Origin of the sequence: Streptomyces sp. E2N166, from assembly GCF_003671715.1 — a bacterium.
GTDB lineage: Bacteria > Actinomycetota > Actinomycetes > Streptomycetales > Streptomycetaceae > Streptomyces > Streptomyces thinghirensis.
The window spans coordinates 95,550-117,704 of the sequence record NZ_RAIF01000012.1; the positions used below are offsets into that span (position 1 = coordinate 95,550).

At 72.6% G+C, this 22,155-nt stretch carries 18 protein-coding genes and 3 pseudogenes; 4 read left to right on the forward strand and 17 right to left on the reverse strand.

The genetic code is table 11. The annotated features are described in order from the left end of the window. From EBH09_RS08065 to EBH09_RS08075, 3 genes and pseudogenes are all read left to right on the forward strand, one after another. Positions 1-537: pseudogene (locus tag EBH09_RS08065) on the forward strand (hypothetical protein); the annotation flags it as partial. A 115-nt stretch (positions 538-652) separates the two neighbouring features. Then, a complete protein-coding gene (locus EBH09_RS08070) occupies positions 653-1,486 on the forward strand; it encodes a pectate lyase (RefSeq protein WP_121746357.1) in 834 nt (277 codons plus the stop codon). 169 nt (positions 1,487-1,655) lie between these two features. Then, a pseudogene (locus tag EBH09_RS08075) lies at positions 1,656-2,039 on the forward strand (family 43 glycosylhydrolase); the annotation flags it as partial. On the opposite strand, the gene EBH09_RS08080 reads toward EBH09_RS08075, so the two are convergent. The 15 genes and pseudogenes from EBH09_RS08080 to EBH09_RS08150 form a co-directional block, all read right to left on the reverse strand. Continuing rightward, complete coding sequence (locus EBH09_RS08080) at positions 2,005-3,120, reverse strand: dienelactone hydrolase family protein (RefSeq protein ID WP_121746358.1); 1,116 nt, start codon at positions 3,118-3,120, stop codon at positions 2,005-2,007. The pseudogene EBH09_RS08075 and the gene EBH09_RS08080 sit on opposite strands and share 35 nt — an antisense overlap. Further along, entirely contained in the window at positions 3,104-4,231 is a 1,128-nt protein-coding gene (locus tag EBH09_RS08085; protein WP_121746359.1) for a pectinesterase family protein, read from the reverse strand. Before EBH09_RS08085 ends, EBH09_RS08080 begins: the two co-directional genes overlap by 17 nt. A gap of 85 nt (positions 4,232-4,316) precedes the next feature. Next, positions 4,317-5,648, reverse strand: coding sequence for a polysaccharide lyase family 1 protein (locus EBH09_RS08090; RefSeq protein ID WP_121746360.1), 1,332 nt, complete (start codon positions 5,646-5,648; stop codon positions 4,317-4,319). Between the two features lie 40 nt (positions 5,649-5,688). Beyond that, positions 5,689-6,489 carry a rhamnogalacturonan acetylesterase gene (locus EBH09_RS08095; protein ID WP_121746361.1) on the reverse strand — a complete coding sequence of 267 codons (801 nt, stop codon included), beginning with the start codon at positions 6,487-6,489 and terminating at the stop codon, positions 5,689-5,691. Positions 6,490-6,588: 99 nt separating this feature from the next. Next, complete coding sequence (locus tag EBH09_RS08100; RefSeq protein ID WP_121746362.1) at positions 6,589-7,953, reverse strand: sugar ABC transporter substrate-binding protein; 1,365 nt, start codon at positions 7,951-7,953, stop codon at positions 6,589-6,591. Between the two features lie 63 nt (positions 7,954-8,016). Next, positions 8,017-9,057 (reverse strand): annotated as a pseudogene (locus EBH09_RS08105) (pectate lyase); the annotation flags it as partial. 33 nt (positions 9,058-9,090) lie between these two features. After that, complete coding sequence (locus tag EBH09_RS08110; protein ID WP_121746364.1) at positions 9,091-10,638, reverse strand: glycoside hydrolase 43 family protein; 1,548 nt, start codon at positions 10,636-10,638, stop codon at positions 9,091-9,093. After that, on the reverse strand, positions 10,635-11,495 hold the full coding sequence (locus tag EBH09_RS08115; protein WP_121746365.1) for a PmoA family protein: 861 nt from the start codon (positions 11,493-11,495) through the stop codon (positions 10,635-10,637). The genes EBH09_RS08110 and EBH09_RS08115 overlap by 4 nt, the downstream gene beginning before the upstream one ends. Then, positions 11,492-12,649 (reverse strand): Gfo/Idh/MocA family oxidoreductase, encoded by a 1,158-nt coding sequence (locus EBH09_RS08120; protein ID WP_121746366.1) that lies wholly within the window; start codon positions 12,647-12,649, stop codon positions 11,492-11,494. Before EBH09_RS08120 ends, EBH09_RS08115 begins: the two co-directional genes overlap by 4 nt. Beyond that, entirely contained in the window at positions 12,646-13,545 is a 900-nt protein-coding gene (locus tag EBH09_RS08125) for a carbohydrate ABC transporter permease (protein WP_121746367.1), read from the reverse strand. The genes EBH09_RS08120 and EBH09_RS08125 overlap by 4 nt, the downstream gene beginning before the upstream one ends. Further along, positions 13,542-14,477: a sugar ABC transporter permease gene (locus EBH09_RS08130; protein ID WP_121746368.1), complete on the reverse strand. Its 936-nt coding sequence runs from the start codon at positions 14,475-14,477 to the stop codon at positions 13,542-13,544. Before EBH09_RS08130 ends, EBH09_RS08125 begins: the two co-directional genes overlap by 4 nt. Before the next feature lie 89 nt (positions 14,478-14,566). Beyond that, complete coding sequence (gene araD / locus EBH09_RS08135) at positions 14,567-16,315, reverse strand: L-arabinonate dehydratase (protein WP_121746369.1); 1,749 nt, start codon at positions 16,313-16,315, stop codon at positions 14,567-14,569. After that, positions 16,312-17,220, reverse strand: a complete 909-nt coding sequence (locus EBH09_RS08140) for a dihydrodipicolinate synthase family protein (protein WP_121746370.1) — start codon at positions 17,218-17,220, stop codon at positions 16,312-16,314. The genes araD and EBH09_RS08140 overlap by 4 nt, the downstream gene beginning before the upstream one ends. Further along, positions 17,217-17,885: a GntR family transcriptional regulator gene (locus EBH09_RS08145; RefSeq protein WP_121746371.1), complete on the reverse strand. Its 669-nt coding sequence runs from the start codon at positions 17,883-17,885 to the stop codon at positions 17,217-17,219. The genes EBH09_RS08140 and EBH09_RS08145 overlap by 4 nt, the downstream gene beginning before the upstream one ends. A 191-nt stretch (positions 17,886-18,076) precedes the next feature. After that, positions 18,077-18,679, reverse strand: a complete 603-nt coding sequence (locus EBH09_RS08150) for a TIGR03086 family metal-binding protein (RefSeq protein ID WP_121746372.1) — start codon at positions 18,677-18,679, stop codon at positions 18,077-18,079. A 139-nt stretch (positions 18,680-18,818) separates the two neighbouring features. On the opposite strand from EBH09_RS08150, the gene EBH09_RS08155 reads away from it, so the two are divergent. Beyond that, positions 18,819-20,084 carry an MFS transporter gene (locus tag EBH09_RS08155; RefSeq protein ID WP_121746373.1) on the forward strand — a complete coding sequence of 422 codons (1,266 nt, stop codon included), beginning with the start codon at positions 18,819-18,821 and terminating at the stop codon, positions 20,082-20,084. A gap of 155 nt (positions 20,085-20,239) precedes the next feature. On the opposite strand, the gene EBH09_RS08160 is transcribed toward EBH09_RS08155, so the two are convergent. Both EBH09_RS08160 and EBH09_RS08165 read right to left on the reverse strand, forming a co-directional pair. Then, positions 20,240-21,406 carry a hypothetical protein gene (locus tag EBH09_RS08160; RefSeq protein ID WP_121746374.1) on the reverse strand — a complete coding sequence of 389 codons (1,167 nt, stop codon included), beginning with the start codon at positions 21,404-21,406 and terminating at the stop codon, positions 20,240-20,242. Beyond that, positions 21,403-22,155 (reverse strand): 5-dehydro-4-deoxyglucarate dehydratase (locus EBH09_RS08165; protein ID WP_238697237.1); only part of this gene is annotated, 753 nt, incomplete at its 5' end. The genes EBH09_RS08165 and EBH09_RS08160, both read right to left, overlap by 4 nt.

The following is a 22,155-nucleotide window of genomic DNA, read 5'->3' on the forward strand; positions in this document are numbered from 1 at the left end:
AGCCGGGCGCCCGCCCCGCCGGCCGACCCGACGCCGAGTGCCCCGCCCGGGACGGCGACCCCGGAGGCCACCGCGTCCTCCCGGCCGCCGGCCGCGTCCGGGAGCGCGACCGCCCGGCCGCCCGTCTCCGCCGTCGAGGACGGCCCGCTGTGGTCGGACGGCTCGGTGGACCCGCACAGCCACGACTTCTGGGCACAGAGCAACATCACCCTGAAGACCGGTGAACCGCTGACCGCGCTCACCGTCGAGTTGGCGGTGGCGCAGACCGGCGGGGTCGCGTCCACCGGCGCATGGCGGTCGCTGCCGGAGGACGACTTCACGTTCACGGTCGAGGAGCGGGACGGTTTCCTCGTCCACCGGTGGACGCTCAAGCAGGGCCGTACGGTCCCGGCGGGCGAGTGGATGTTCGCCGGCCAGTACGACCACGAGCGCGGCGACCGGGACGCGGGCGGCGACCGTTACTCCGCGACGGCCACCGCCGGATCCGGACGGCTCTCGGTGCAGGGCGGCTTCGCTCCCCGCGACGGGGGTTCGTGAAGAGCCGCCGTGTGAGGGCCGGTTCGTGAAAAACCTCTGAGGCCGCGGCAACCCTTTCCTCACCAGTGGCGACCAGGAAGCGCAAAGATCCTCTCCCCACGCAAGGAACATGGGCATGACTGCACGAGCTGAACAGCGCGTCCGCCACCGCCGCCGGGTCACCAAGCGGCGGGCGGTGATCGCCGGAACCGCTGCCTTCGGCCTCACCGGTGCGGCGATCGTCACAACGACGATGCTGTCCACCGCGGGTGCCGCGTCGTCCTGGCCCGAGGACACCGGCAGCAAGCCCGTCTCGTCGACGATCCCCGTCAAGGGGACGTACGACGGCGGGATGAAGAAGTTCTACGGCACCGGCGCCCTGGGCGGCGACAGCCAGGACGAGGGCCAGGACCCGGTCTTCGAGCTGGCGGACGGCGCAACGCTGAAGAACGTCGTCATCGGCACCCCGGCCGCCGACGGCGTCCACTGCAAGGGCTCCTGCACCCTGCAGAACGTGTGGTGGCTGGACGTCGGCGAGGACGCCGCCAGCTTCAAGGGCACCTCGGCCTCGGCGGTCTACAAGGTGTACGGCGGCGGCGCGAGGAACGCCGACGACAAGGTGCTCCAGTTCAACGGCGCGGGCAAGCTCGTCGTCTCGAAGTTCCGGGTCGAGAACTTCGGCAAGCTGGTCCGCTCCTGCGGCAACTGCGGCAAGCAGTACCAGCGCACGATCATCATCAACGACGTGGACATCACCGCGCCCGGCAAGTCGATCGTCGGCGTCAACCAGAACTACGGCGACACGGCGGCCCTGCGGAACATCCGCGTCCACGGTGACGGCAAGAAGAAGATCGAGACCTGCGTCCGCTTCGAGGGCAACAGCACCGGCAAGGAGCCCAAGAAGCTCTCCCCGGTCGGCCCGTACGGCAAGACGTGCGACTTCACCGGCTCGGACATCGCCTACGAGTGACCGCCGGGGACCACCCCTGATCCGCCGGCCCCCCCCCGGGCCGGTGCGCGCCGTCCGAGCCCCCACTCGGCCGGCCGTCGAACGCCCCCGCCGGTGACGACCGGCGGGGGCGTTCCCTCTCCGCACCTGGACGGTCGAGGCGGTGCCCACCCGCAGCCCGGTCCTGCCCGACTTCCGCGAGGGGCCCTTCGTCGTGGAACGCGACGGCACGTACTACTTCATGCGGTCCGAGGACGACACCCGCAGCGAGAACTACCACGTGGCCTACGCGACCGGACCGCCCCCGCTCGGCCCGTGGACCGAGCGCGGCACGATCCTGTCCAAGCGCCCGGAGTACGGCACCCTCGGGACCGGCCACCACTCCGTGGTCAACACGCCCGGCACCGACGACTGGTACATCGTCTACCACCGCTTCGCGCCGAACGGGCCCGGCCGGCCGGGCGGGGACGGCACGCACCGGGAGACCACGGTCGACCGGCCGCGCTTCACGGCGGGCGGCAGGATCGAACCGGTGGTGCCTACCCTGGAGCCGGCCGGGCCGGTGCGGCGATGACCGACTCCAGCCATCGGAAGGCCTCGTCCTGCATGCGCCGCGGGAAGGCGTGGCCGACGTCCGGCCAGGTCTCGGTGCGCAGCCGGTCGGCGGCGCCCCGGGAGTGCCAGACGGCGCGCAGCCTGTCGTAGGCGGTACGCACGCCCTCGGCGGTGAACAGGTGGTCCTGTGCACCGCCGAGGAACAGCATGGGCCTGGGTGCGGCGATGCTCGCCACGTCGGGGAGGTCGAGGTGCCGGGCGAGTCCGGGGTGCAGCATGTGGAACGCCGACTGCCCGCGCAGGGTGTTGTTCCCGGGCACCATCATCTCCTTCAGCCCGGTCATCCAGCACACGCTCACCGCGGCGGCGACGAAGTCGCTGAGGGCGGCGGTCTGCCAGGCGCGGTAGCCGCCCATGGAGAAGCCGACGGCCGCGATCCGCCGGGCGTCCACGCGGTCGAGGGAGGCCAGGAAGCCGACGGCGCGCTCGTCCTCCCGGGCCAGGAGCCCGGCGAGCGAACTGCCGAGGTGGAAGAGGTTGCCGGCCAGGGCCTGTTGGCGGGTGTAGGTGAGCGGCTCCCGGTCGCCCCAGCCCAGGGCGTCCGCACAGAGCACCACGTACCCGCGCCCGGCCAGTTCGTCGCCGAGGAAGCGCCCGTCGAAGTGCCGGTCCGCCCAGTCCTCGGCGGCGGCGAGCCGGGAGCCGTCGTACCAGGCCCGGACCAGTTTCTCCTTGCCGATGTCGAAGCGGGAGCCGTGGTCGTGCAGGAGCAGGACGGCCGGGAAGGGCCCGGTGCCGTGCGGGGTGAGCAGGGCGCCGCGGACCCGCCCGTAGCGGGTGAGGGAGAGGGTGACCAGTTCCCGCGTGTATCCGTCGCCGTCGGAGCGGGCGGTGAACTCCGGGGCGTACGGCGTGTCGTCCTGCCGGTCGACGAGGAGGTGTTCCTCGACCGTCGCGCGGGCCGCCCGCCGCCACGCCCCGAAGTCCCGGAGCGGCGAGCTGCCCCAGGCCAGCGGGAAGGTCAGTTCGTCCTTGAGCGCCGGATGGAAGCCGGGCAGCACACCGGAGGCGTGGTCGGACGGGTCACCTCCGGCGGTCATACGGCCGCCAGTCGCCGAGGTACGCCTCCCGGGTGTGCGACGCGGCCTCGGCGCGGGTGAGCCGGGGCCGGTTCTCCGGCACGGTGACCGCGGCGCCGGGGCCGGTGTTGCGGTACTCCCGGAACCGCTGCTCCTGCCAGGGGTGCGCGTCCCGCATGTTGGCGTAGGGGGCGACCGCGTCGATGCCCGCGCCGAGGTGGGTCTCGCGCACGGTGAGCATCGGGCGGGCGGTGGTGTCGGAGCTGGGCACCCAGGGGCGGGCCAGTTTGTAGTAGCCGTCGGGGGCCTCGCTGCTGACGCGGCCGCGCGTGACGAGGTAGCCGCGCGGGTTGGCGCCCGCCGTGGACGGCGCGAACACGAAGCCGTGGGGGGCGCCGGTCAGGTCGGTGCGGACCAGGGTGCGGAAGTGGCAGCCCTCGTACACGGCCGTCGCCCGGCCGAAGACGAAGTCGACGTCGCCCTCGACATAGCAGTGGGCGTAGTACTGGCGGGCGAAGAGGCCGAGGTCGCGGGTGTCGGCGTACAGGGTGTCCTGGTGGCCGAGGAAGCGGCAGTGGTGGAACGCCGAGCGGTCGCCCTGGACCTTGATGGCGACGGCCTGGGTGCCGGTGAAGCCGGGGTGGTCGGCACGCAGCCAGTCGTTGGCGAAGGTGATCCGGCGGGCGGTGAAGCCGTCGGCCCGCACGGTCGTGGTGGCGGAGCCGCTGGTGCCGTAGGTGCCGGAGCCGTCGGGCCTCGGGGTGCCGGCCGCGTTGTCGAAGACGATGACGGTGTCGCGCGGGTCCTCGGAGGCACCGAGCCAGGTCGCCTCGGTGCGGTCGGCGTCGACGGAGACCGTCTCGCGGTAGGTGCCGGGGGCGAGGACCAGCGTCCAGCCGCTGCCCTCGGCGGCGGTCACGGCGGCCTGGACGGAGGTGAAGTCGCCGCGGCCGTGCGGATCGACGTACAGGGTCTTGGGGGTGCGGCGGGCGGCCGGTGAGCCGTACCGGCCGAAGGGACGCGGACGCGGCCGGGTACCGGCGACGGCGGGGCCGGCCGCGAGGCCGAGGGCGGCGCCCGCGCCGGCGGTCGTCAGGAGGAAGCCTCTGCGGGACGGGGCGGGTCGGTGCATGCCGGTGCTCCTTCGGGTGCGCGTACGTGGCGGGTTGCGGGAGGGCCGGGGCGGTGCGGGCGCCCCGGCCCTCGGTTCTGGGGCGTCAGCGCAGGCGGCCGGCGCCCGCGCCGTGGTCGACGACGAGGGGGACCGCCCAGGCCGGGAGGACCTTGGTGCGCAGGGTGGGCGTCCAGCCCGCGCCGGACCGCAGCGGCGCGTCCGGGTTCTCCGCGTTGTGCGCGGCGATCAGGTCGGCGGAGCGGCCGTTGACGCGGTTGTGCGTGGCGGTGAGCGGCGAGTCGTTCCACCGCTTCAGCACCTTCGCGGGGCTGACGCCGTCCGGCAGGGTGAAGGCGTTGTGCTCGGCGACGAGCTGCGACTCCTTGCCGACGCCGAAGCTGTAGGCGTAGTCGTCGTGTGCCACGAAGTGGTTGTTGTAGACGTCGACCTGCCCGAAGCGCACCCGGGGCGCGCGCTCGACGAGGTCCTTGAAGAGGTTGTGGTGGAAGGTCGTCTTCAGGTGCCCGCGGTCGCCGGCCGCGGTGGACTCGCTGTCGCTGTTGCCGATCAGGATCGTCTTGTCGTGCTCGGTGAAGACGTTCCAGGAGGCGGTGACGTAGTCGGCGCCGCGCACGATGTCGAGCTGGCCGTCGTGCTGCTGGTACAGCATGCCGAAGTAGGTGGGCGCCGCGCTGTCGGGGTGCTCGCCGTCGGTGAAGGTGTTGTGGTCCAGCCACACGTGCGTCGAGCCGTACACGACGGCGCTGTCGTACTCGGAGTTCCAGTTGCCCTTGTCGCCGTCGGTGGGGTCCCACTGCGGGAAGCAGTCGACGGGGCTCTCGAAGGTCAGGTTGCGGACGATGACGTTGTCGACGCCCTTGATCTGGAGACTGGCGCCCTTGATACCGGCGTTCCGCCCGACGCCGATGATCGTGGTGTCGGCGGGGACGTTCGCCTTGATCGCCTCCTCCTGCCGCTCGGCGGAGGCACGGCGCAGCCCCTCGGGGCTGGCGTCGGGCTCGGCGCTCAGGTCGGTCCCCAGGCCCCAGTTCTCCGGGGAGTACTTCTCCAGGTAGGCACCGAAGTCGTAGCCGGGCGCGGCGAAGGCGTCGCAGCCCTCGGAGACGGCGTCGATCGTGCCCTTCACCTTGATGATCCTGGGCGCGCTGCCGCCGGCGGCGAGGGCGGCCTTGAACTCGGCCCAGGTGGAGACGGTGTACACGTGCTCCGCGTCGGCGGCGGCCCCGCCGGTGGTGCCGGTGCCGTGGGAGGCCCAGCCGTCGTTGGCCGGCAGGGTCTGCCGGGCGGTGTCGCGGGGGTGGTGGTGGCCGGGGCGGGCCTGCGCGGTGGCGGCGGTCAGGGTCAGGACGAGGGCGGTGCAGCCGGCCAGCGCGGCGGCTCTGGTGGCATGCCCATGCCATACGTGTGTGTTCATGGTGCGGCTCTCCCTTTTCCGTGATCGGGGGTGCTACGTGCTACGCGGTGGCCGACGCCGGCCAGTCGATCCAGGACTCGGGGATCTCCTCGTCCAGCCGGCGCACGTCCCGGCGCGCCAGGACCCGCGTGCGCGGCAGCTCCCGCGCGACGAGCCGGGCGACCGCGATCGCGCCGGGCGGGTTGAAGTGGGTGTTGTCCTGCTCGGTGGCCGTCCAGTTGAAGTACGCCTTGGTCCCCTCCACGCCGAGCCGCTGCCACAGCGCGAGCGACAGCGCCTGGACGTCGAGCAGCGCCACGCCCTCCTGTCGCGCGAGCGCCCGCATCGCCGCCGGGTACTCCCCGTGGCTGGGCCTCGCGTCTCCCGCCGCGTCGAACCGCCGCCGCTCGACGGGCGTGGCCAGCACCGGCCGCGCGCCGCGGGCCCGGGCGCCGTCGACGTACATCCGCAGGTGGTCCTGGTACGTCGTCCAGGGCTCGGTGTAGCGGGCGGGGTCCTCCTTCTTCTCGTCGTTGTGCGCGAACTGGACGAGCAGGAGGTCGCCGGGCCGGATCGCGTCCAGGACGGCGTCCAGCCGCCCCTCGTCGACGAAGCTCTTGGAACTCCGTCCGTTCACGGCGTGGTTGGCGACGCCGAGTCCCCTGCGGAGGAAGAAGGGCAGCGCCATCCCCCACCCGGTCTCGGGCGCGGCGTCGGCGTACTTCTGCGCGGCGGTGGAGTCGCCGGCGATGTGGAGGGTGCGGGGGCGGTGACCGCCGGCCCGGGCGGTGCCGGTGGCGGCGAACGCCAGGGGCAGAGCGGCGACGGCGGACGCGGTGACTTGTCTTCGGGTGAGGGACACGCCGGATTGCCTTTCGAGAGGGGAGGAGTGACAGTTCCCCGCCGGGGACGGCCCGCGCCCGCGGACCACGGGCCGTCCCACGGCGGGACCCGGGACCGACTAGCCCATCTGCTCGTTCCACTCGGCCTGCGCCTCGTTCAGCTGCTCGGCCATCGTGTCCAGGAACGCCTTCGCGCTCATCTTCCCGAGCAGCACCTTCTGGAGGTTCGGCTCGTTGTCCGCCTTGGAGATCGTGTTCCAGTCCGGCAGGTAGTACGGCAGCTGGACGATGGTCGTGGAGCCGTCGTTCAGCGCCTCGGCCGCCAGCTTCGTCGGCTCCGCCTTCTGGATCCACGCGTCCTTCGCGGCTTCGGTGTTGGACGGCACCTGACCCGCGGACTCGTTGAACTTCGAGTTCTGCGCGTGCGAGGTGGCGAACTCGACGAACTTCCAGGCGGCGTCCTTGTTCTTGGAGCTCTTGAACAGGCCGAGCCCGTCGACCGGGTTGGACACCTGGACCCGCTTGCCGGAGGCGCCGACCGGCTGCGGGATACCGCGGAACTTGTCGACGCCGAGCGCCTTCACGTGGTCCTGGTAGGAGCCCAGGTTGTGGTTGAGCATGCCGATCGTGCCGGAGTCCCACTGGGCGACCATCTTGGCGAAGTCGTTGTTGACGTCGGCGGCCGGCGTGGCCTTCTTGTAGAGGGCCGCGTACTTCTCCAGCGCCTCGACGTTCTTCGGGTCGTTGACGGTGGTCTTCTCCTTGCCGGCGTCCCAGAACGAGGTGATGCCGGACTGCCCGTACATCGCGTCGAGCGCCTGGGCGATGGAGCCGGAACCGCCGCGGATGGTGTAGCCGAACTCGTTCTCACCCGAGTTCGTGAGCTTCTCGGCGGCCGTGTAGAAGGCGTCCCAGGTCGTGGGCGCCTCCAGGCCCGCCTTGTCGAACAGGTCGGTGCGGTAGTAGAGGACGCCGTTGTTGGCCGAGGTCGGCACCGAGTACAGCCGGCCGTCGCCGCCGCCCGCGGCCCGCAGCGACTCGATCATGTCCTTGTTGACCCTGCCGTTCAGGGACGACCCGGTCAGCCGGTTGTCCAGCGGCTCCAGCGCGTCCTGGGCCGAGAAGCCCGCGAGCATCGCCGCGCCGACCCCGCCGACGTCCGGCAGGCCGCCGCCCTGGATGGCGGTGTCGACCTTGGACTGGTACTCGGTGGCGGCGATCCCGACGTACTCCACGTCGATGTCCGGGTTCGCCTTCTCGAAGTCGGCGATGATCTCCTTCCAGACGGCCGTACGGATACCGCCGTTGTTGTCCCAGAAGACGATCTTTCCCTTGCCGCTGCCGTCGGCGCCCTTGTCGCCGCCCGCTCCGCTGCCGTCGTCACCGCAGGCGGTGGCGGTCAACGCGAGCACGGCCCCCAGGGCTATGGCGGCGGAGGTCCGGCGCCCGCCTGTCCTTCTGCTGCTGCGATTGCTGGTCTTCATTGATCGGCTCTCTTCTTCTGGATCCGACGGAGCGGTGAACGGAGTGTGGGGGAGTCAGTGGACGCCGAGCTGCTTCTGCGGCCCGGAGAAGCGCTCGACCAGGGCCGGGACGGCGGCCGCCGGGTCGAGCCGGTAGTCGTAGAAGTCGCGCGGTTCGAAGGCGTCGCCCCACGCGTCGTGCCGGCCGGCGGTGTCCTTCAGGACCGATCCGCGCTGCACCAGTTCCGCGGTGGCGTCCGCCTGGTAGGGGTGCTGGACCCCGTCGTAGTAGCTGTTCTCGATGACCATCCGCGTCGCACCGCGCGCCCAGTTCCCGTACGTCCACAGCGGGTCGCCGTCGGCCACCTGCGCGGAGAGGTAGTTGTTGTACAGGTGCGCGTAGGCGCAGTTGTCGGCGGACGGATTGCGCTGTTTCGTGCCGGCGAACCAGTTGTGATCGATGGTGATCCGGGTGCGGACGTTGTCCGTCCAGCCGATACCGAGCGCCTTGTTGTGGTTCTCGAACCGGTTGTAGGAGACGGTGATGTACTCGCTGTCCTTGCGGATGTCGAGCAGTCCGTCGCCCATGCGCGTGAGGCGGTTGTGGTCGATCCAGACGTGGTGGACGGAGTCCATCTGGATGGCGTCGAAGTCGTTGGTCTTGCCGTCCCAGTCGCCCTCGACGTAGCTGTCGCGGATGGTGAGATTGCGGATGATCACGTTGTGCGTGCCGGGGTTCAGGTGCAGCTCGCCGTGGACGATCTCGCCCGTGTCGCCGACGCCGACGATCGTCTTGTCGGAACCGACCACGATGTCCGAGCCGAAGGGGGCGACGGCGATCGAGCCCGCCACCCGGATGACGTACGGCTCCTCCGCCGCCGCGTACTTCGCCAGCGCGGCCTGGTCGGTGACGGTGACGACCTCGCCGCCCGCGCCGCCGGTCGTACCGCCGGCGAGGGAGGCGAAGCCGTGCGCCCTGTCGGCGAGGCGGGGTGAGCCCGTCTCGCCGGCCGGGGCGGCCTGTGCCTCCCCGGCCGTCCCGAGGGCCAGGGCGGCCACCAGACCGAGGACGGCGGCCAGAGTCCTGCCGGTTCCCGGCAAGCGCTTGCTACGGAGGTGCGTCATTGCGGCTCCCAACAGGCGTACGGGTGGGGTGGGTCAGCGGGCTTCGATCCGGAACTGCGTGAAGGTGGCCGCGCCGGCGTCTCCCTGCCCGGCGGGCGCGAGCGCGAACAGGCCGAGCAGGGCGCCGACCCAGCGCCACGGGGTGGCGGCGAAGACCTGGCCGGTGGGGCGCGGCCCGTCGCCGAGGTCGTAGAGGAAACGGCAGCGTGCGCCGGGGCCGGCCTCGATCCGCAGCCGTGCCCGGCCCTCGGGCGCGGGACGGGGGTGGTCGGCGTCCCGGTCGGCCTCCGCCACCGACTCGGCGAACCGGTGCACCAGGTGCACGGTCCCGTCCGCGCCCCGCTGGAGCCCGATCCAGCGGTAGGCGTCGCCGAGCACCGCGAGCCCGGCCCGCGCGCCCGGCTCCTCGCTGTCCAGGCGCAGCTCCACCTCGATCACCGCGGGGTCGCCGGGCAGCCGCTGCGTGAGCACGTTCGGCAGTCTGCGCAGGTCGTGCGCGTCGGCCGAGCGGACGCACGCCAGCCGCAGCCCGTCCCCGGAGTGCTGGGTGGCCCAGCCGTCGCGGGGGTTGGCCGTCCACGACCACTGGCGGCCGAACCGTCCGCCGGGGAAGTCGTCGTCGGTCGCGGGCGCGGCGGGCGGCTGCGGTGGCAGCGCGGGGCGTGTGTGCTCGGTGACCGGGGCGCCGTCGTCGCCCAGGACCGGCCAGCCGTCCGTGCCCCACCTCATCGGCTGGAGGTGGACCACCCGGCCGTACGCGCCGCGCTGCTGGAAGTGCAGGAACCAGTCCTCGCCGGTCCCGGTGCGTACCCAGCCGCCCTGGTGGGGGCCGTTGACGTCGGTGTCCTTCTGCTCCAGGACGATCTTCTCCTCGTACGGGCCGAAGAAGCCGCGGGAGCGGAAGGCGCCCTGCCAGCCGGTCTCCACTCCCCCGGCGGGAGCCAGGATCCAGAACCAGCCGTCGTGCTTGTAGAGCTTGGGGCCCTCCAGGGTGAACCAGCCGGGGAGGCGGTCGGCGTCGACGATCACCTTGCCCTCGTCGAGGAGTCCGGTGCCGTCGGGGCGCATGCGGTGGCCGGTGAGGCGGTTCTTGATGCCGGAGCGGGATTTGGCCCAGGCGTGCACGAGGTAGGCCTCGCCGGTCTCGTCGTCCCACAGGGGGCAGGCGTCGATCAGCCCCTTGCCGGCCTTGACCAGGTGGGGGGCCGTCCACGGGCCGCGGATGTCGGGCGCGTTGACCTGGAAGATCCCGTGGTCGGGGTCGCCCCAGAAGATCCAGAATCGGTTGGCGTGGTGGCGCAGGGACGGGGCCCAGACGCCGCAGTCGTGACGGGGCGCCGCGAACGCCTCCGCCGGCTCCAGGCGGGTCAGGGCGTGCCCGACCAGGGTCCAGCCGACCAGGTCGCGGGAGTGCAGGAGCGGCAGGCCGGGGACGCGGCCGAAGCTGGACGCGGTCAGGTAGAAGTCGTCGCCGACGCGGAGGACGTCGGGGTCGGACCAGTCGGCGTTCAGGACGGGGTTGGTGTACGTCACCGGGGTCTCGGGAGTGGTCTCGGGCGTCACGGGGATGTCGGGGGTCACGGGCTCACCGCCTTTCGTACGAGGGTGGCGGCGCCGTCGGCATCGAGCCGGCCGTCGGCGACGACGGTGACGATCCGGCGGACGACGGTGTCGCCGGGGGCGACCGTCAGCCGTTCGTCGTACGCGAGGGAGGAGCCGACGCCCGGGTACTCCTCGGTGCGCACGAACCACGGGTCGCGCCGGGTCTGCTCCGTGGCCCCGGCGAACACCAGCGACCAGGTGTCGCCGGCCAGGGCGAGCCAGTCGGCGCGGGTCCCGTGGATCTCCCGCTCGCCCTCGCGGTCGGCGGTGAATACCCGGGGGGCCGCGCTCTCCCTGCGGGCGCGCCAGAAGAAGCCGCCGTAGGCGGCGCCGGGGCGCCCGTTGGTGGCGGGGCTGCCGATGGTGAGCGGGTGGGGGGTGACGTTCGTGAGGGAGAAGGTGAAGTCCAGCGCCCAGGCCGTGGCGGCGAGGCCGGTGGCGGTGAGTTCGGTGGCCGCGACGGTGCGGCGCTCGCGCAGCAGCTCGGTGCCGGCGGCGACCCAGCGCAGCTCCTCGACGAGGCCGTCGGAGTCACAAAGCTGGAAGGCGATGTGCCGCTGGGCGCCGTGGTTGTCCAGCTCGGTCGGGCCCTGGTCGCGGACGTAGGTGCGCCCGCCCCAGAAGTTGTGCCCCTCGACGTCGGGAACGGCGACACCGACGCCGAGGTGATGGAGGTGGTCGGCAGGGCTGAACTCGGTGACAGCGGTGCCGGCCAGGGTGGTGACGGGGTGCAGGTAGGGGCGCGGGGACAGCCGGGGCGGCAGTTCGGGCCGGGTGACGTACCGGGCGACGGGGCGGCCCGCCACCCGCAGCACCGGGGCGTCGTTGCCGGTCATCGGGTACTCACCTCGTATCGCGGGTGCTCCGTGCGCGGCGCCCACGGCGCGCCCAGTTCGGAGTAGAGGGAGAGGGTGTCGGCCGCCGCGGCCACGAAGGAGTCGACGCCGGGGACCACGCGACGGCTCTCGCCGGGGACACGGCGCCAGGCGGCATCGGGCAGCGGCTCCGGGTCGGGGGCACGGCGGATCGCCTCCACGACCCGCATGAAGGCGCCCGTCTCGTCGGGCGGGACCAGCAGCGCGGCGCCGGTGGTGAGGTGTTCGACCAGGTTCTCCAGCAGGTCGGTGCGGCCGTGGTGGTACTCCTCGGGGCCGTGACCGCCGCGCTGGAGCAGGACGCGGTCCTGCTTGTACCAGAACGTGATGCGGCCGCTGCCGCCGTGCACCAGGACGTACGGCTCGTCGGGCCGCTCCGCGCACAGGGTCGCGGCGACGGTGACGCGGTGTCCTTGCGCGGTGGTGACGCGTACGCAGGAGGTGTCGTCGGCCTCGATGTCGTTGGCGTGCGCCAGCTCGGTCTCGATGCCCGTCACGTCCTCGGCGCGGGTGGAGCCGCCGAGCGCGAGGGCGGTGGCGACGGCGTGCGCGAGGGGGTTGGTCAGCGCGCCGTCGATCACGTCGGCGCCGTCCAGCCGCCGCCGCCCCGACCAGGGCGCCCGGCGGAAGTAGGCCTCGTCGCGCACCCACGCCCCGGCCCCGCCGATGCCCACCACCTCGCCGACAACCCCCTGGGCGATCAGCTCGCGGACGGCCGGCACGGCGTGCGAGCCCAGCGACTGGAACCCGACCTGGCAGGCGACGCCGGCCTCGGCGACCCCGTCGGCCATCCGGCGGAACTCGGCGTACGAAGGTGCCGGGGGCTTCTCGAGCAGCAGGTGCACGCCTTTGCGGGCGGCGGTCAGCGCGAGGTCGGTGTGGGTGGGGATCGGCGTGCAGATCACGGCGATCCGGGCGCCGGTGGAGTCGAGCAGGGCGCCGAAGTCGGCGGACTGCTCGGGGAGTTCTCCGCCGGCCTCCTCCTCGGTCAGCGGGGTCAGTTCGCAGATGCCGGCCAGCCGGACCAGTCCGGCCCGCTCCAGGCGGCGGATGTTGGCGACGTGCCAGCGGCCGTGGCCGCGGGCGCCGGCGAGGACGAGGGGCAGCGGACTCATCCCTTCACCGCCCCCGCGCTGAAGCCGGTGATCAGCCACTTCTGGATGAAGGCGAACACCAGCACCACGGGCACGGCCGCGATGATGCCGCCGGCGGCGAGCGCGCCGAGGTCGACGCTGTCCGCGCTCATCAGGGTGTTGAGGCCGACCGGGATGGTCTGCTTGTCCTGGTTGTTGAGGAACATCAGGGCGAACAGGAAGTGGTTCCAGGAGTGCACGAAGGCGAAGGAGCCGACAGCGATCAGGCCCGGCCGCAGCAGCGGGAGGACGACGACCAGGAAGGCCCGCATCCGGCCGCAGCCGTCGACCCAGGCGGCCTCCTCCAGGGAGTACGGCACGTTCTTGATGAAGTTGCTGATCAGGATCATCGACAGCGGCAGCTGGAAGACCGTCTCGGCGATGATGACGCTGCCGAGCGAATTGATCATCTGGAGTTCGGCGAAGATCTCGAAGAGCGGCACCAGCAGCAGTGCGCCGGGCACGAACTGGGAGCAGAGCAGGGCGAGCATGAACGCCCGCTTGACCTTGAAGTCGAACCGGGCGAGGGCGTAGCCGCCGGCCAGGGCGACGAGCGTGGTCATCACCAGGGTCGCGAGCCCGACGTACACGCTGTTCTCGAAGAAGGTGCCGAAGCTCCGGTCGGTCCACACCTTCTCGAAGTGGTCGAAGGTCATCGGCCAGGGCACGAGCGAGGTCGAGCCCGCCGGACGCAACGCGAAGAGCAGGATCCAGTAGAACGGGATCAGGGTGAAGACCAGGTAGACGCCGAGCGGGAGATAGATCTGCCAGCGCGGGACCTCGTCCCAGGCGGGGCGGCGCTTCTTCGCCTGCCGCGGCGGCTCGTGGTCGGCCCGCGCGGGGGCGGGGGCGGGCGCGGTGGCCTCCTTGGTGATCACTTGTTCTCGCCTCCGAACTTGCTCAGCCGCAGATAGACGATCGAGCAGAAGAGCAGGATCACGAACGCGACCGTGGTGAGGGCCGACGCGTAACCGAAGTCGTGGGCGTCGACGCTGGTGTTGGCGATGTACAGCGGCAGTGTCGTGGTCACTCCCGCGGGTCCGCCGCCGGTCAGGGTGTAGAGCAGGTCGACGTTGTTGAACTCCCACACCGCGCGCAGCAGCGTGGACAGGATGATGGCGTCCTTCAGGTGCGGCAGGGTGATGTGCCAGAACTGCTTGATCCGGCTCGCCCCGTCGACCTCGGCGGCCTCGTACAGGTCCTTCGAGACGGACTGGAGGTCGGCGAGGATGAGGATCGCGAAGAAGGGGACGCCGCGCCACAGGTCGGCGACGACCGCCGCGGAGAACACGGTCGAGGTGTCCGACAGCCAGCTGGTGCCGTACTCGCCGATGCCCATGTCGGCGAGGTAACGGGTGATGCCGGTCTGGGAGTTGTAGAGGAGCACCCAGATCGCGGAGGTCAGCACGCCGGAGACGGCCCACGGGGAGAAGACCAGGGCGCGCCCGATGCCCCGGCCCACGAAGGTCTGGTTGACGATGAGCGCCAGTGCCAGACCGAAGAGGAGTTGGAGTCCGACCTCGACGAAGACCCACTTGGCGCTGAAGACGAGGGTGTCCCAGAACATCGGGTCGTCGGTGAAGATCTTGACGAAGTTGTCGAAGCCCGCGAAGCCGTTCCGCCACGGCTTGGTGGGGTTGTACTCCTGCAGGCTGTAGTAGAAGACGCTGATGACCGGGTAGGCGATGAAGCCCAGCATCAGCAGGGCGGCCGGTGCGATCAGCAGGTACGGGAGCCTGCGCGGTGTGGCGGAGGCACGGCGCCGCCGGGGTGGCGCGGGCGGTTTCGCCACGGCTGCGGCTTGGGCCATGACAGTTCTCCGTTCTGGTACGTCGTGCTCGGGTCGTGCGGGAAGCGCTTTCTCCACGGGCAGGGGTGTGCGCGGTTCTGGCGTGCGGTTCAGCCGGCGTACGGGTCCTGCACCTTGCCCGGGCGGGCCAGGAACTCGAAGTCGCAGCCGGTGTCGGCCTGGGTGATCTGTTCGTTGTAGAGCGCGCCGTAGCCCCGCTCGTAGCGGGCGGGCGGTGGTGTCCACGCGGCCCTGCGGCGCTCCAGCTCCTCGTCCTCCACGTGGAGCCGCAGGGAACGGGCCGCGACGTCGAGGGTGATCGTGTCGCCGGTGCGCACCAGGGCGAGCGGACCGCCGACGTGCGACTCGGGGGCCACATGCAGGACGCACGCGCCGTAACTGGTGCCGCTCATCCGGGCGTCGGAGATCCGGACCATGTCCCGCACGCCCTGCTTGAGCAGGTGGTCGGGGATGGGCAGCATCCCGTACTCGGGCATGCCCGGGCCGCCCTTGGGACCGGCGCCCCGCAGGACCAGCACGCTGTCGGCGGTGATGTTCAGCGAGGGGTCGTTGATGGTGCGCTGCATGGTCCGGTAGTCGTCGAAGACGACCGCGGGGCCGGTGTGCTTGAGCAGGTGCGGCTCGGCGGAGATGTGCTTGATGACGGCGCCGTCCGGGCAGAGGTTGCCGCGCAGGACGGCGACCCCGCCCTCGGCCGCGACGGGGTTGTCGCGGGGGCGGATCACGTCGTCGTGGTGGACGCGGGCGCCTTCGAGCTGTTCGCGCATCGTGTCGTGCGAGACGGTGGGCCGGTCCAGGTGGAGCAGGTCGGGGATGCGGGAGAGGAAGCCGGGCAGGCCGCCGGCGAAGTGGAAGTCCTCCATCAGGTACGTCTGTCCGCCGGGGCGGACGTTGGCCAGCACCGGGACGGTGCGGGCGATGCGGTCGAAGTCGTCGAGGGTGAGGGTGACTCCCGCGCGGCCCGCCATGGCGATCAGGTGGATCACGGCGTTGGTGGAGCCGCCGAGGCCGAGGACCGTGGTGACGGCGTCCTCGAAGGCGTCGGCCGTGAGGATGTCGCTCAGCTTTCGGTCCCGGTGGACCAGTTCGACGATGCGCAGTCCGGCCGCCGCCGCCATCCGGTCGTGTCCGGAGTCGACGGCCGGGATGCTGGAGGCGCCCGGGACCGTGACGCCGAGGGCCTCGGCGGCGGCGGTCAGCGTGGACGCCGTACCCATCGTCATGCAGTGGCCGGGCGAGCGCGCCAGGCCGCTCTCCAGCTCCTGCATCTCGCAGTCGCCGATGAGGCCGGCCCGCTTGTCGTCCCAGTACTTCCACATGTCGGTGCCGGAGCCGAGGGTCTCGCCGCGCCAGTGTCCGGGGAGCATCGGGCCCGCGGGCACGAAGACGGCGGGCAGGTCGACGCTGGCGGCGCCCATGAGCAGCGCGGGCGTGGACTTGTCACAGCCCCCCATCAGCACGGCGCCGTCGACCGGGTAGGAGCGCAGCAGCTCCTCGGTCTCCATCGCGAGCAGGTTGCGGTAGAGCATCGGGGTCGGCTTCTGGAAGGTCTCGCTGAGCGTGGAGACCGGGAATTCGAGGGGGAAGCCGCCCGCCTGCCAGACGCCCCGCTTGACCGCCTGGGCACGGTCGCGCAGGTGGACGTGGCAGGGGTTGATGTCGGACCAGGTGTTGAGGATCGCGATGACCGGCTTGCCGACGTGCTCCTCGGGGAGGTAGCCGAGCTGGCGGGTGCGGGCACGGTGGCTGAAGGAGCGCAGGCCGTCCGTGCCGTACCACTGGTGGCTGCGGAGATCCTCGGGGCGCTTGCGGCCGGTCTCGCGCGGTGCGCCTGTCATATCGACCACCCCGCGGCGATGGCGGCGACCTCGGCGCGCTCGCTCTCGGGCAGCGGCTTGCTCGGCGGGCGGACCTCCCTGCGGCACAGGCCGAGGGAGGCGAGGGCCTCCTTGACCACGGTGACGTTGTTGGCGGAGCCGTTGGCGGCGCGCAGTTCCTCGAAGCGGCGGATCTGTTCCCAGACCTTCATCGCCGTCGCGTAGTCGCCGGACCGGAGCGCTTCGATCATGTTCAGCGAGACGGCCGGGGCGACGTTCACAAGACCCGAGGTGAAGCCGGTGGCGCCCGCGGAGAAGTACGAGGGCGCGTACGGCTCGGCCAGCCCCGCGACCCACACGAAGCGGTCGAGGCCGGCGTCGCGGGCGAAGGCGGCGAACCTGGCGGCGTCCGGGACGGCGTACTTCACACCGATGACGTTGGGGCAGGCGTCTGCGAGTTCGGCGAGCCGGGCGCCGGTGAGCTGGGGGTTGCGGATGTAGGGGACGACGCCCAGCGCGGGCACGGCCTCGGCGATGGCGCGGTGGTAGTCGACCCAGCCGCCCTGGGAGACGTAGGGGTGGACGGGCTGGTGGACCATCACCATCGAGGCGCCCAGGTCGCGGGCGTGCCGCGCGGAGGCGACCGCGGTCGGCACGTCGTGGCCGACGCCGACCAGGATCTCCGCGCGGTCGCCGGCCTCCTCGATCGTCAGCTCGGTGACGAGGCGGCGCTCGGCCGGGGTGAGGGCGTAGAACTCTCCGGTGTTGCCGTTCGGGGTGAGGGTCGTGATGCCACCGTCGAGGAGACGACGCAGCAGGGCCCGGTAGGTGGCGGGGTCGACGGTGCCGTCCTCGGCGAACGGAGTCACCGGGATCGCCACCACGTCGGCCAGGGCCGTCCGCTGGGTCTCGAACGTCGCTGTCATGCCTGACCGTCCTCTTCCTGGGCCGCCGTCCCCGCTTCGGGGAAGGCCCGCTCGACGAACGACGCGATGTGCGCGTGCAGGGCGCGGGCGGCGCCGTCCGCGTCACCGGCGAGGGCGAGACGCAGGATCTCCTGGTGCTCGCCGGCCTCCCGTTCCCAGGAGGGGTCGGCGGCCCAGGCGACGGCGGAGACGAGGGCCGCCTGGTCGCGGACCTCGTCGAGCATCCGGCCGAGCAGCGGGTTGCCGCACGGCACGTACAGGGCGCGGTGGAACTCCCGGTTGGCGAGCGACCGTTCGGCCGTGTCCGTGGCCTGGTCGGCCTGGGTCAGCGCGTCGCGGGCGGCGTCCAGGGAGGCCCCTCGGCGCACGGCGCGCTTGAGGGCCTCGGGCTCCAGGAGCAGCCGCACGTCGTAGACCTCGCGCGCCATGTCCGCGTCCACCATGCGCACGGTGACGCCCTTGTACTGGCTCATCACGACCAGCCCGGTGCCGGCCAGCGTCTTGAGCGCCTCGCGCACCGGCGTCTTGGACACCCCGAACTGTGCGGCGAGGTCGGTCTCGACCAGGGCCTGGCCGGGCGTCAGCCGGCCGGTGAGGATGCGGCGTTTGATCTCCTCCAGCACGTACTGCGTGCGGGAGGGGATCGGCGTGGGCACAGAGGTCATGCGCGCCTCTCGGAATCTCGCGTCGGATGCGCGGGCCTGATGTCGCGTGCCGGACCCGGTGGGATCCCTCGCGTATCTGATCTCGCGTATCGCGTCTCATATATGACGTACGGAGTACGACGCGTTGAAGGTAAGAGGGGCGCGCGGCCACGTCAATGCTTCTGACAGAAGAAGTCGAGGTTGCGGTGCTGTCACTGGGCGGGCCGCGTCCAGCCCGGGTCGCGTCCGCTCAGTCCCACCGCCCGGTCCAGCAGCGGGGCGTCGTCGGGGACGGGGACGACGGGGCCGAACATGCCGGCGTCCCGGCCGGGCTCCTCGGCGGACGCGGCGAGCAGGCCGTACGCCACCTGGAGAGCGGCCGGGTCGGGCTCGTACTCCTGGCCGGTCGCGCGGGCCAGGTCCCAGCCGTGGATCACCAGCTCGTCGGCCACCACGGCCCCGGCGACCTCGCCCGGCAGGTCGACGCCGCCGGCCCGGGTCATGCCGCTCCAGGCCTGCGGTGCGCGCCATGCCTCGGCGAGCTCACCGAGCACCCTCGGCAGCTCCTCCCGCCAGCCGGGCCCGATGTCCGGCACGGTCGCCTCGGGGCTGGTGTCGGTGGTGGCGCCCAGGTCCTTGCGCGCGGCGTCGCGGAAGGCGATGGCCAGGCCGGTCAGATGGCCGAGCAGGTTGCGGACCGCCATGTCCGGGCAGGGTGTCGGGTCCGCGAGCCGCGCGTCGCCCACGCCTTCGGCGAGGCGTGCCAGGACCCTGGCCTGCGGACCGAGGTCGAGGGTGGTGGTGTCGTGGGTCATCGGTTGCTCCTCGGGACGCCTGGCCTGCTCTGTCGGAAGGCAGACCGATCCCGCTCGCGAAACTCATCGGCCGCCGGGCCCGCTTCCAGGGCATCTGCCCGATGCCGGCCCGCCCGCCTTAGATCCACGATGACCAGGCATGACGGCAAGGACCACACATACGAGGAAGACGGCGCGCAGGGCCCGGCCCGTGGCCCGTGTCCTGCGCGACCGCAACGCGGGCCTGTATCTCGCCGGGGCGGTGGTGTCCGGCTTCGGCACCTCGGCGCTGTGGCTGGTCTCCGGCGTCTGGGTGAAGGACCTCACCGGCTCGGACGGGCTCGCGGCGCTGTGCATGCTCGCGATGTGGGCGCCGACGGCGGCGGGCCCGGCGCTCGGCACGCTCGCCGACCGCGTCCACCGCAAGCCGCTGCTGATCGCCGCGAACCTGCTGCCGGCCGGCCTCCTGCTCTCCCTCTTCGCGGTGGACTCGCCGGACACGCTGTGGCTGCTGTTCGCGGTGCTGTTCGTGTACGGCGCGGCGGGCGTCGTACACGACGCGGCCGAGTCGGCCCTCGTCGCCGCCGCCGTCGAGCCTCGCCTGCTCGGCGACTTCAACGGGCTGCGCATGACCGCGGGCGAGGGCATGAAACTCGTGGCGCCGCCGGCTGGAGCGGGCGTCTACGCGGCGTACGGCGGCGCGAGCGTGGCGGCGTTGGACGCGGTGACGTTCGTGCTGGCCACGGGGTTGTACGCCGCCCTGCGGGTACGCGAGGCACCGCCGCGGCGGCCCGCGGTGAACTGGCGGCGGCAGACGGCCGAGGGCGCCCGGTACCTGTGGGGGCACCCGCGCCTGCGCCCGCTCGTCGTCACGGGCGGCGTCATGATGCTGTGCGCGGGCGTCTGCGGGCCCACGCTGTACGCCGTGGTCGACGCCCTGGGCCACTCCCCCACGTACGCCGGTGTGCTGTACGCCCTCCAGGGCGCCGGCTCGATGGCGGTCGGCCTGCTGGCCGGGCCCGCCCTGCGGCGCCTGGGCGGGCGGCGGTTCGCGGCGGCCGGGATCGCGCTGCTGGCGGTGGCGGTGGCGGCGCGGGCCGTTCCCCACGACGCGGTGGCCCTGGTCTCCAGCGCGGCGGCCGGAGCGGGGATGCCCGCGGTGCTGATCGCCGCCCTGACCGCCGTCCAGCACGAGACGCCGGGGGCGCTGCTGGGCCGGGCCACGGCGACGGCCAACTCCCTGATCTTCATACCGAACGTGCTCGGACTGGCCGTAGGCGCGGCCCTGGTGGAACTGGCCGACCTCCGGCTGCTGCTGCCCGCCCTGGGGGCCGTGCTGCTGGCGACGGCGGTACCGCTCGCCCGACGACCGGCGGACACCGATGCCGCCGCCTCCGGGCCGCCGCCGGCCACCGGCCCGGCATGAGCCGGCCACCGGCCCGGTCCGCGTCGGCCGCCGGCCCGCCTGAGTCGGCCCCCGGCCCCGGCATGAGACGCCCGGGCCCCGCCGCGCTCACCTCACCTCACCTCGCCTCGCCTCGCCTGGGCACGCCTCGCCTGGGCACGCCCACCACACCGCACTCACCGCTCCGCAAGCCCCGACCGCACCGCCTCCAGGTCACCGTCCGACGCCAGCCCGGCGTGATAGAGCCGCAGTTCCGTCGCACCCAGCTCACGGGCGCGTGCCGCGTCCCCGGCGAGCGCTTCCGGTCTGCCGCCCATGCCGGAGACCACGGTGAGGTTGGCGGCCAGTACGGCCCCGGCGCGGTCCTGCTCGGCGAACGGAGTCAGCAGGCCCGCGCCGCCGGTGCAGGGCACGACCACGCCGTCCGCGACGGACAGGATGTGCGCGGGGTCGACGCCGGCGTTGGCGCCGCAGTGGTACGAGACGGGGTCGGCGTGCAGCAGGACCCGGAAGCCGCCGGGCGCGGCGGCGCGTACGGCCGCGACCGCCGCCTCCTGGAGTGTGCGGGCGGTTTCGTCCCGCCACGCGCGCGTGGCGTTCGCCGACGCCTCGCCGAGCAGCTTCTCCACGCCCGCCCAGCCCCCGTCCGACGGCACCGCTCCCCGCCACACCGGTTCGAGCGCGGCACGTACGGCGGCGGCCAGTGCGTCGGGGTCGAGTCCCTGCCCGCCGTAGCCCGCCCGGCAGTCCGGACAGAAGCACAGCGACATCAGGTACTGCCCGGCGTCCCCGAGGCCGACTCCGCCGGTCTTGTCGTGGGCGTGCAGGTGGGCGAGCCCGTACCAGCCGAGGGACTCCAGTTCGGTGCCGCGCGCCCCCGGCCGCACCGCCGCCTCGGCGGCCAGGCCGGTGAGGTACGCGCGCGTGGCCGGCTGGGCGATACAGGGCGCCCATGGATAGCGGTCGCCGTAGGCGTTGACGACGGACGTACGCGGACGCTCGGCGCCGAGGCGGGAGTTGTGGGCGAGGACGACCCAGGTGTGCACTTCCAGGCCCGCGTCCGCGAGGGCGGCGGCGGCCTCGCCCCAGGCGTCGCCGGGCGCCCAGTCACCGGCCTCGTACGGGCGCAGGTCCCGTCCAGCCCAGCGGGCGTCCGGCGGGTAGAGGACGGCGGCGTACTCGGCGGTGACGACGCGGTGGCGCGGGTGGCGGGGGGTGAGCGCGCGGGTGGAGTGGTAGGCGGCGGCGAGCGTCACCTGCTCGACGCCGGTTCGGGCGATGAACTCCGCCGCCGCCGGGTCCCCGTTGACGTCCCAGGGGTAGACGAACGCCGACGCCCTCACTTGAGGCCCTCCCCGTCCAGCAGCGCGTAACCCCGCTCGATCACCCGCGCGAGTCGCTTCACATGGTCCTCGGCCGGCTCCTGCAACGGCGGCCGCACCTCCCCCACGTCCAGCCCGCGCAGCCGTACGCCCGCCTTGACCAGGGCGACGGCGTACCCGCGGCCCTGGGCGCGCAGTTCGACGAACGGCCGGTAGAAGCCGTCCAGCAGGCGGTGCGCGACGGCGTCGTCGCCCGAGCGGAGCGCCCGGTGGAAGGCGAGGGCGATCTCGGGGGCGAAGCAGAACACGGCGGACGAGTAGAGGGTGACGCCGAGCGCGCGGTAGGCGAGCTGCGTCTGCTCGGCGGTCGGCAGCCCGTTGAAGTAGAGGAAGTCGCCGCCTCCGGGCCCCTCACCGTCGCCGGGCGCCTCGGTGCGCACGGCGCTGATGACCCGCTGCATGAGGTCGAGGTCGCCGAGCCCGTCCTTGAGGCCCACGATGCCGTCCGTGCGGGCGAGTTCGACCACGCTCTCCGGTGTGAACACGGCGTTGTCGCGTTGATAGACGATCACCGGCAGGGAGGTCGCGGCGGCCACCTCCCGGTAGTGCCGCAGCAGTCCCTCCTGCCCGGCGACCACCAGGTACGGCGGCATGGCGAGCAGCCCGTCGGCCCCGGCCTCCTCGGCGAGGCGGGCGTAGCGCACGGCGAGGGCGGTGCCGTAGCCCGCGCCCGCCAGTACGGGCACCCGGCCCGCGGTCTCCTCGACGGC

Coding starts and splice junctions, on each gene's coding strand:
- EBH09_RS08070 (WP_121746357.1), top strand. CDS start 653: ATGACTGCACGAGCTGAACAGCGCGTCCGCCACCGCCGCCGGGTCACC.
- EBH09_RS08080 (WP_121746358.1), bottom strand. CDS start 3,120: ATGACCGCCGGAGGTGACCCGTCCGACCACGCCTCCGGTGTGCTGCCC.
- EBH09_RS08085 (WP_121746359.1), bottom strand. CDS start 4,231: ATGCACCGACCCGCCCCGTCCCGCAGAGGCTTCCTCCTGACGACCGCC.
- EBH09_RS08090 (WP_121746360.1), bottom strand. CDS start 5,648: ATGAACACACACGTATGGCATGGGCATGCCACCAGAGCCGCCGCGCTG.
- EBH09_RS08100 (WP_121746362.1), bottom strand. CDS start 7,953: ATGAAGACCAGCAATCGCAGCAGCAGAAGGACAGGCGGGCGCCGGACC.
- EBH09_RS08115 (WP_121746365.1), bottom strand. CDS start 11,495: ATGACCGGCAACGACGCCCCGGTGCTGCGGGTGGCGGGCCGCCCCGTC.
- EBH09_RS08120 (WP_121746366.1), bottom strand. CDS start 12,649: ATGAGTCCGCTGCCCCTCGTCCTCGCCGGCGCCCGCGGCCACGGCCGC.
- EBH09_RS08130 (WP_121746368.1), bottom strand. CDS start 14,477: ATGGCCCAAGCCGCAGCCGTGGCGAAACCGCCCGCGCCACCCCGGCGG.
- araD (WP_121746369.1), bottom strand. CDS start 16,315: ATGACAGGCGCACCGCGCGAGACCGGCCGCAAGCGCCCCGAGGATCTC.
- EBH09_RS08140 (WP_121746370.1), bottom strand. CDS start 17,220: ATGACAGCGACGTTCGAGACCCAGCGGACGGCCCTGGCCGACGTGGTG.
- EBH09_RS08145 (WP_121746371.1), bottom strand. CDS start 17,885: ATGACCTCTGTGCCCACGCCGATCCCCTCCCGCACGCAGTACGTGCTG.
- EBH09_RS08150 (WP_121746372.1), bottom strand. CDS start 18,679: ATGACCCACGACACCACCACCCTCGACCTCGGTCCGCAGGCCAGGGTC.
- EBH09_RS08155 (WP_121746373.1), top strand. CDS start 18,819: ATGACGGCAAGGACCACACATACGAGGAAGACGGCGCGCAGGGCCCGG.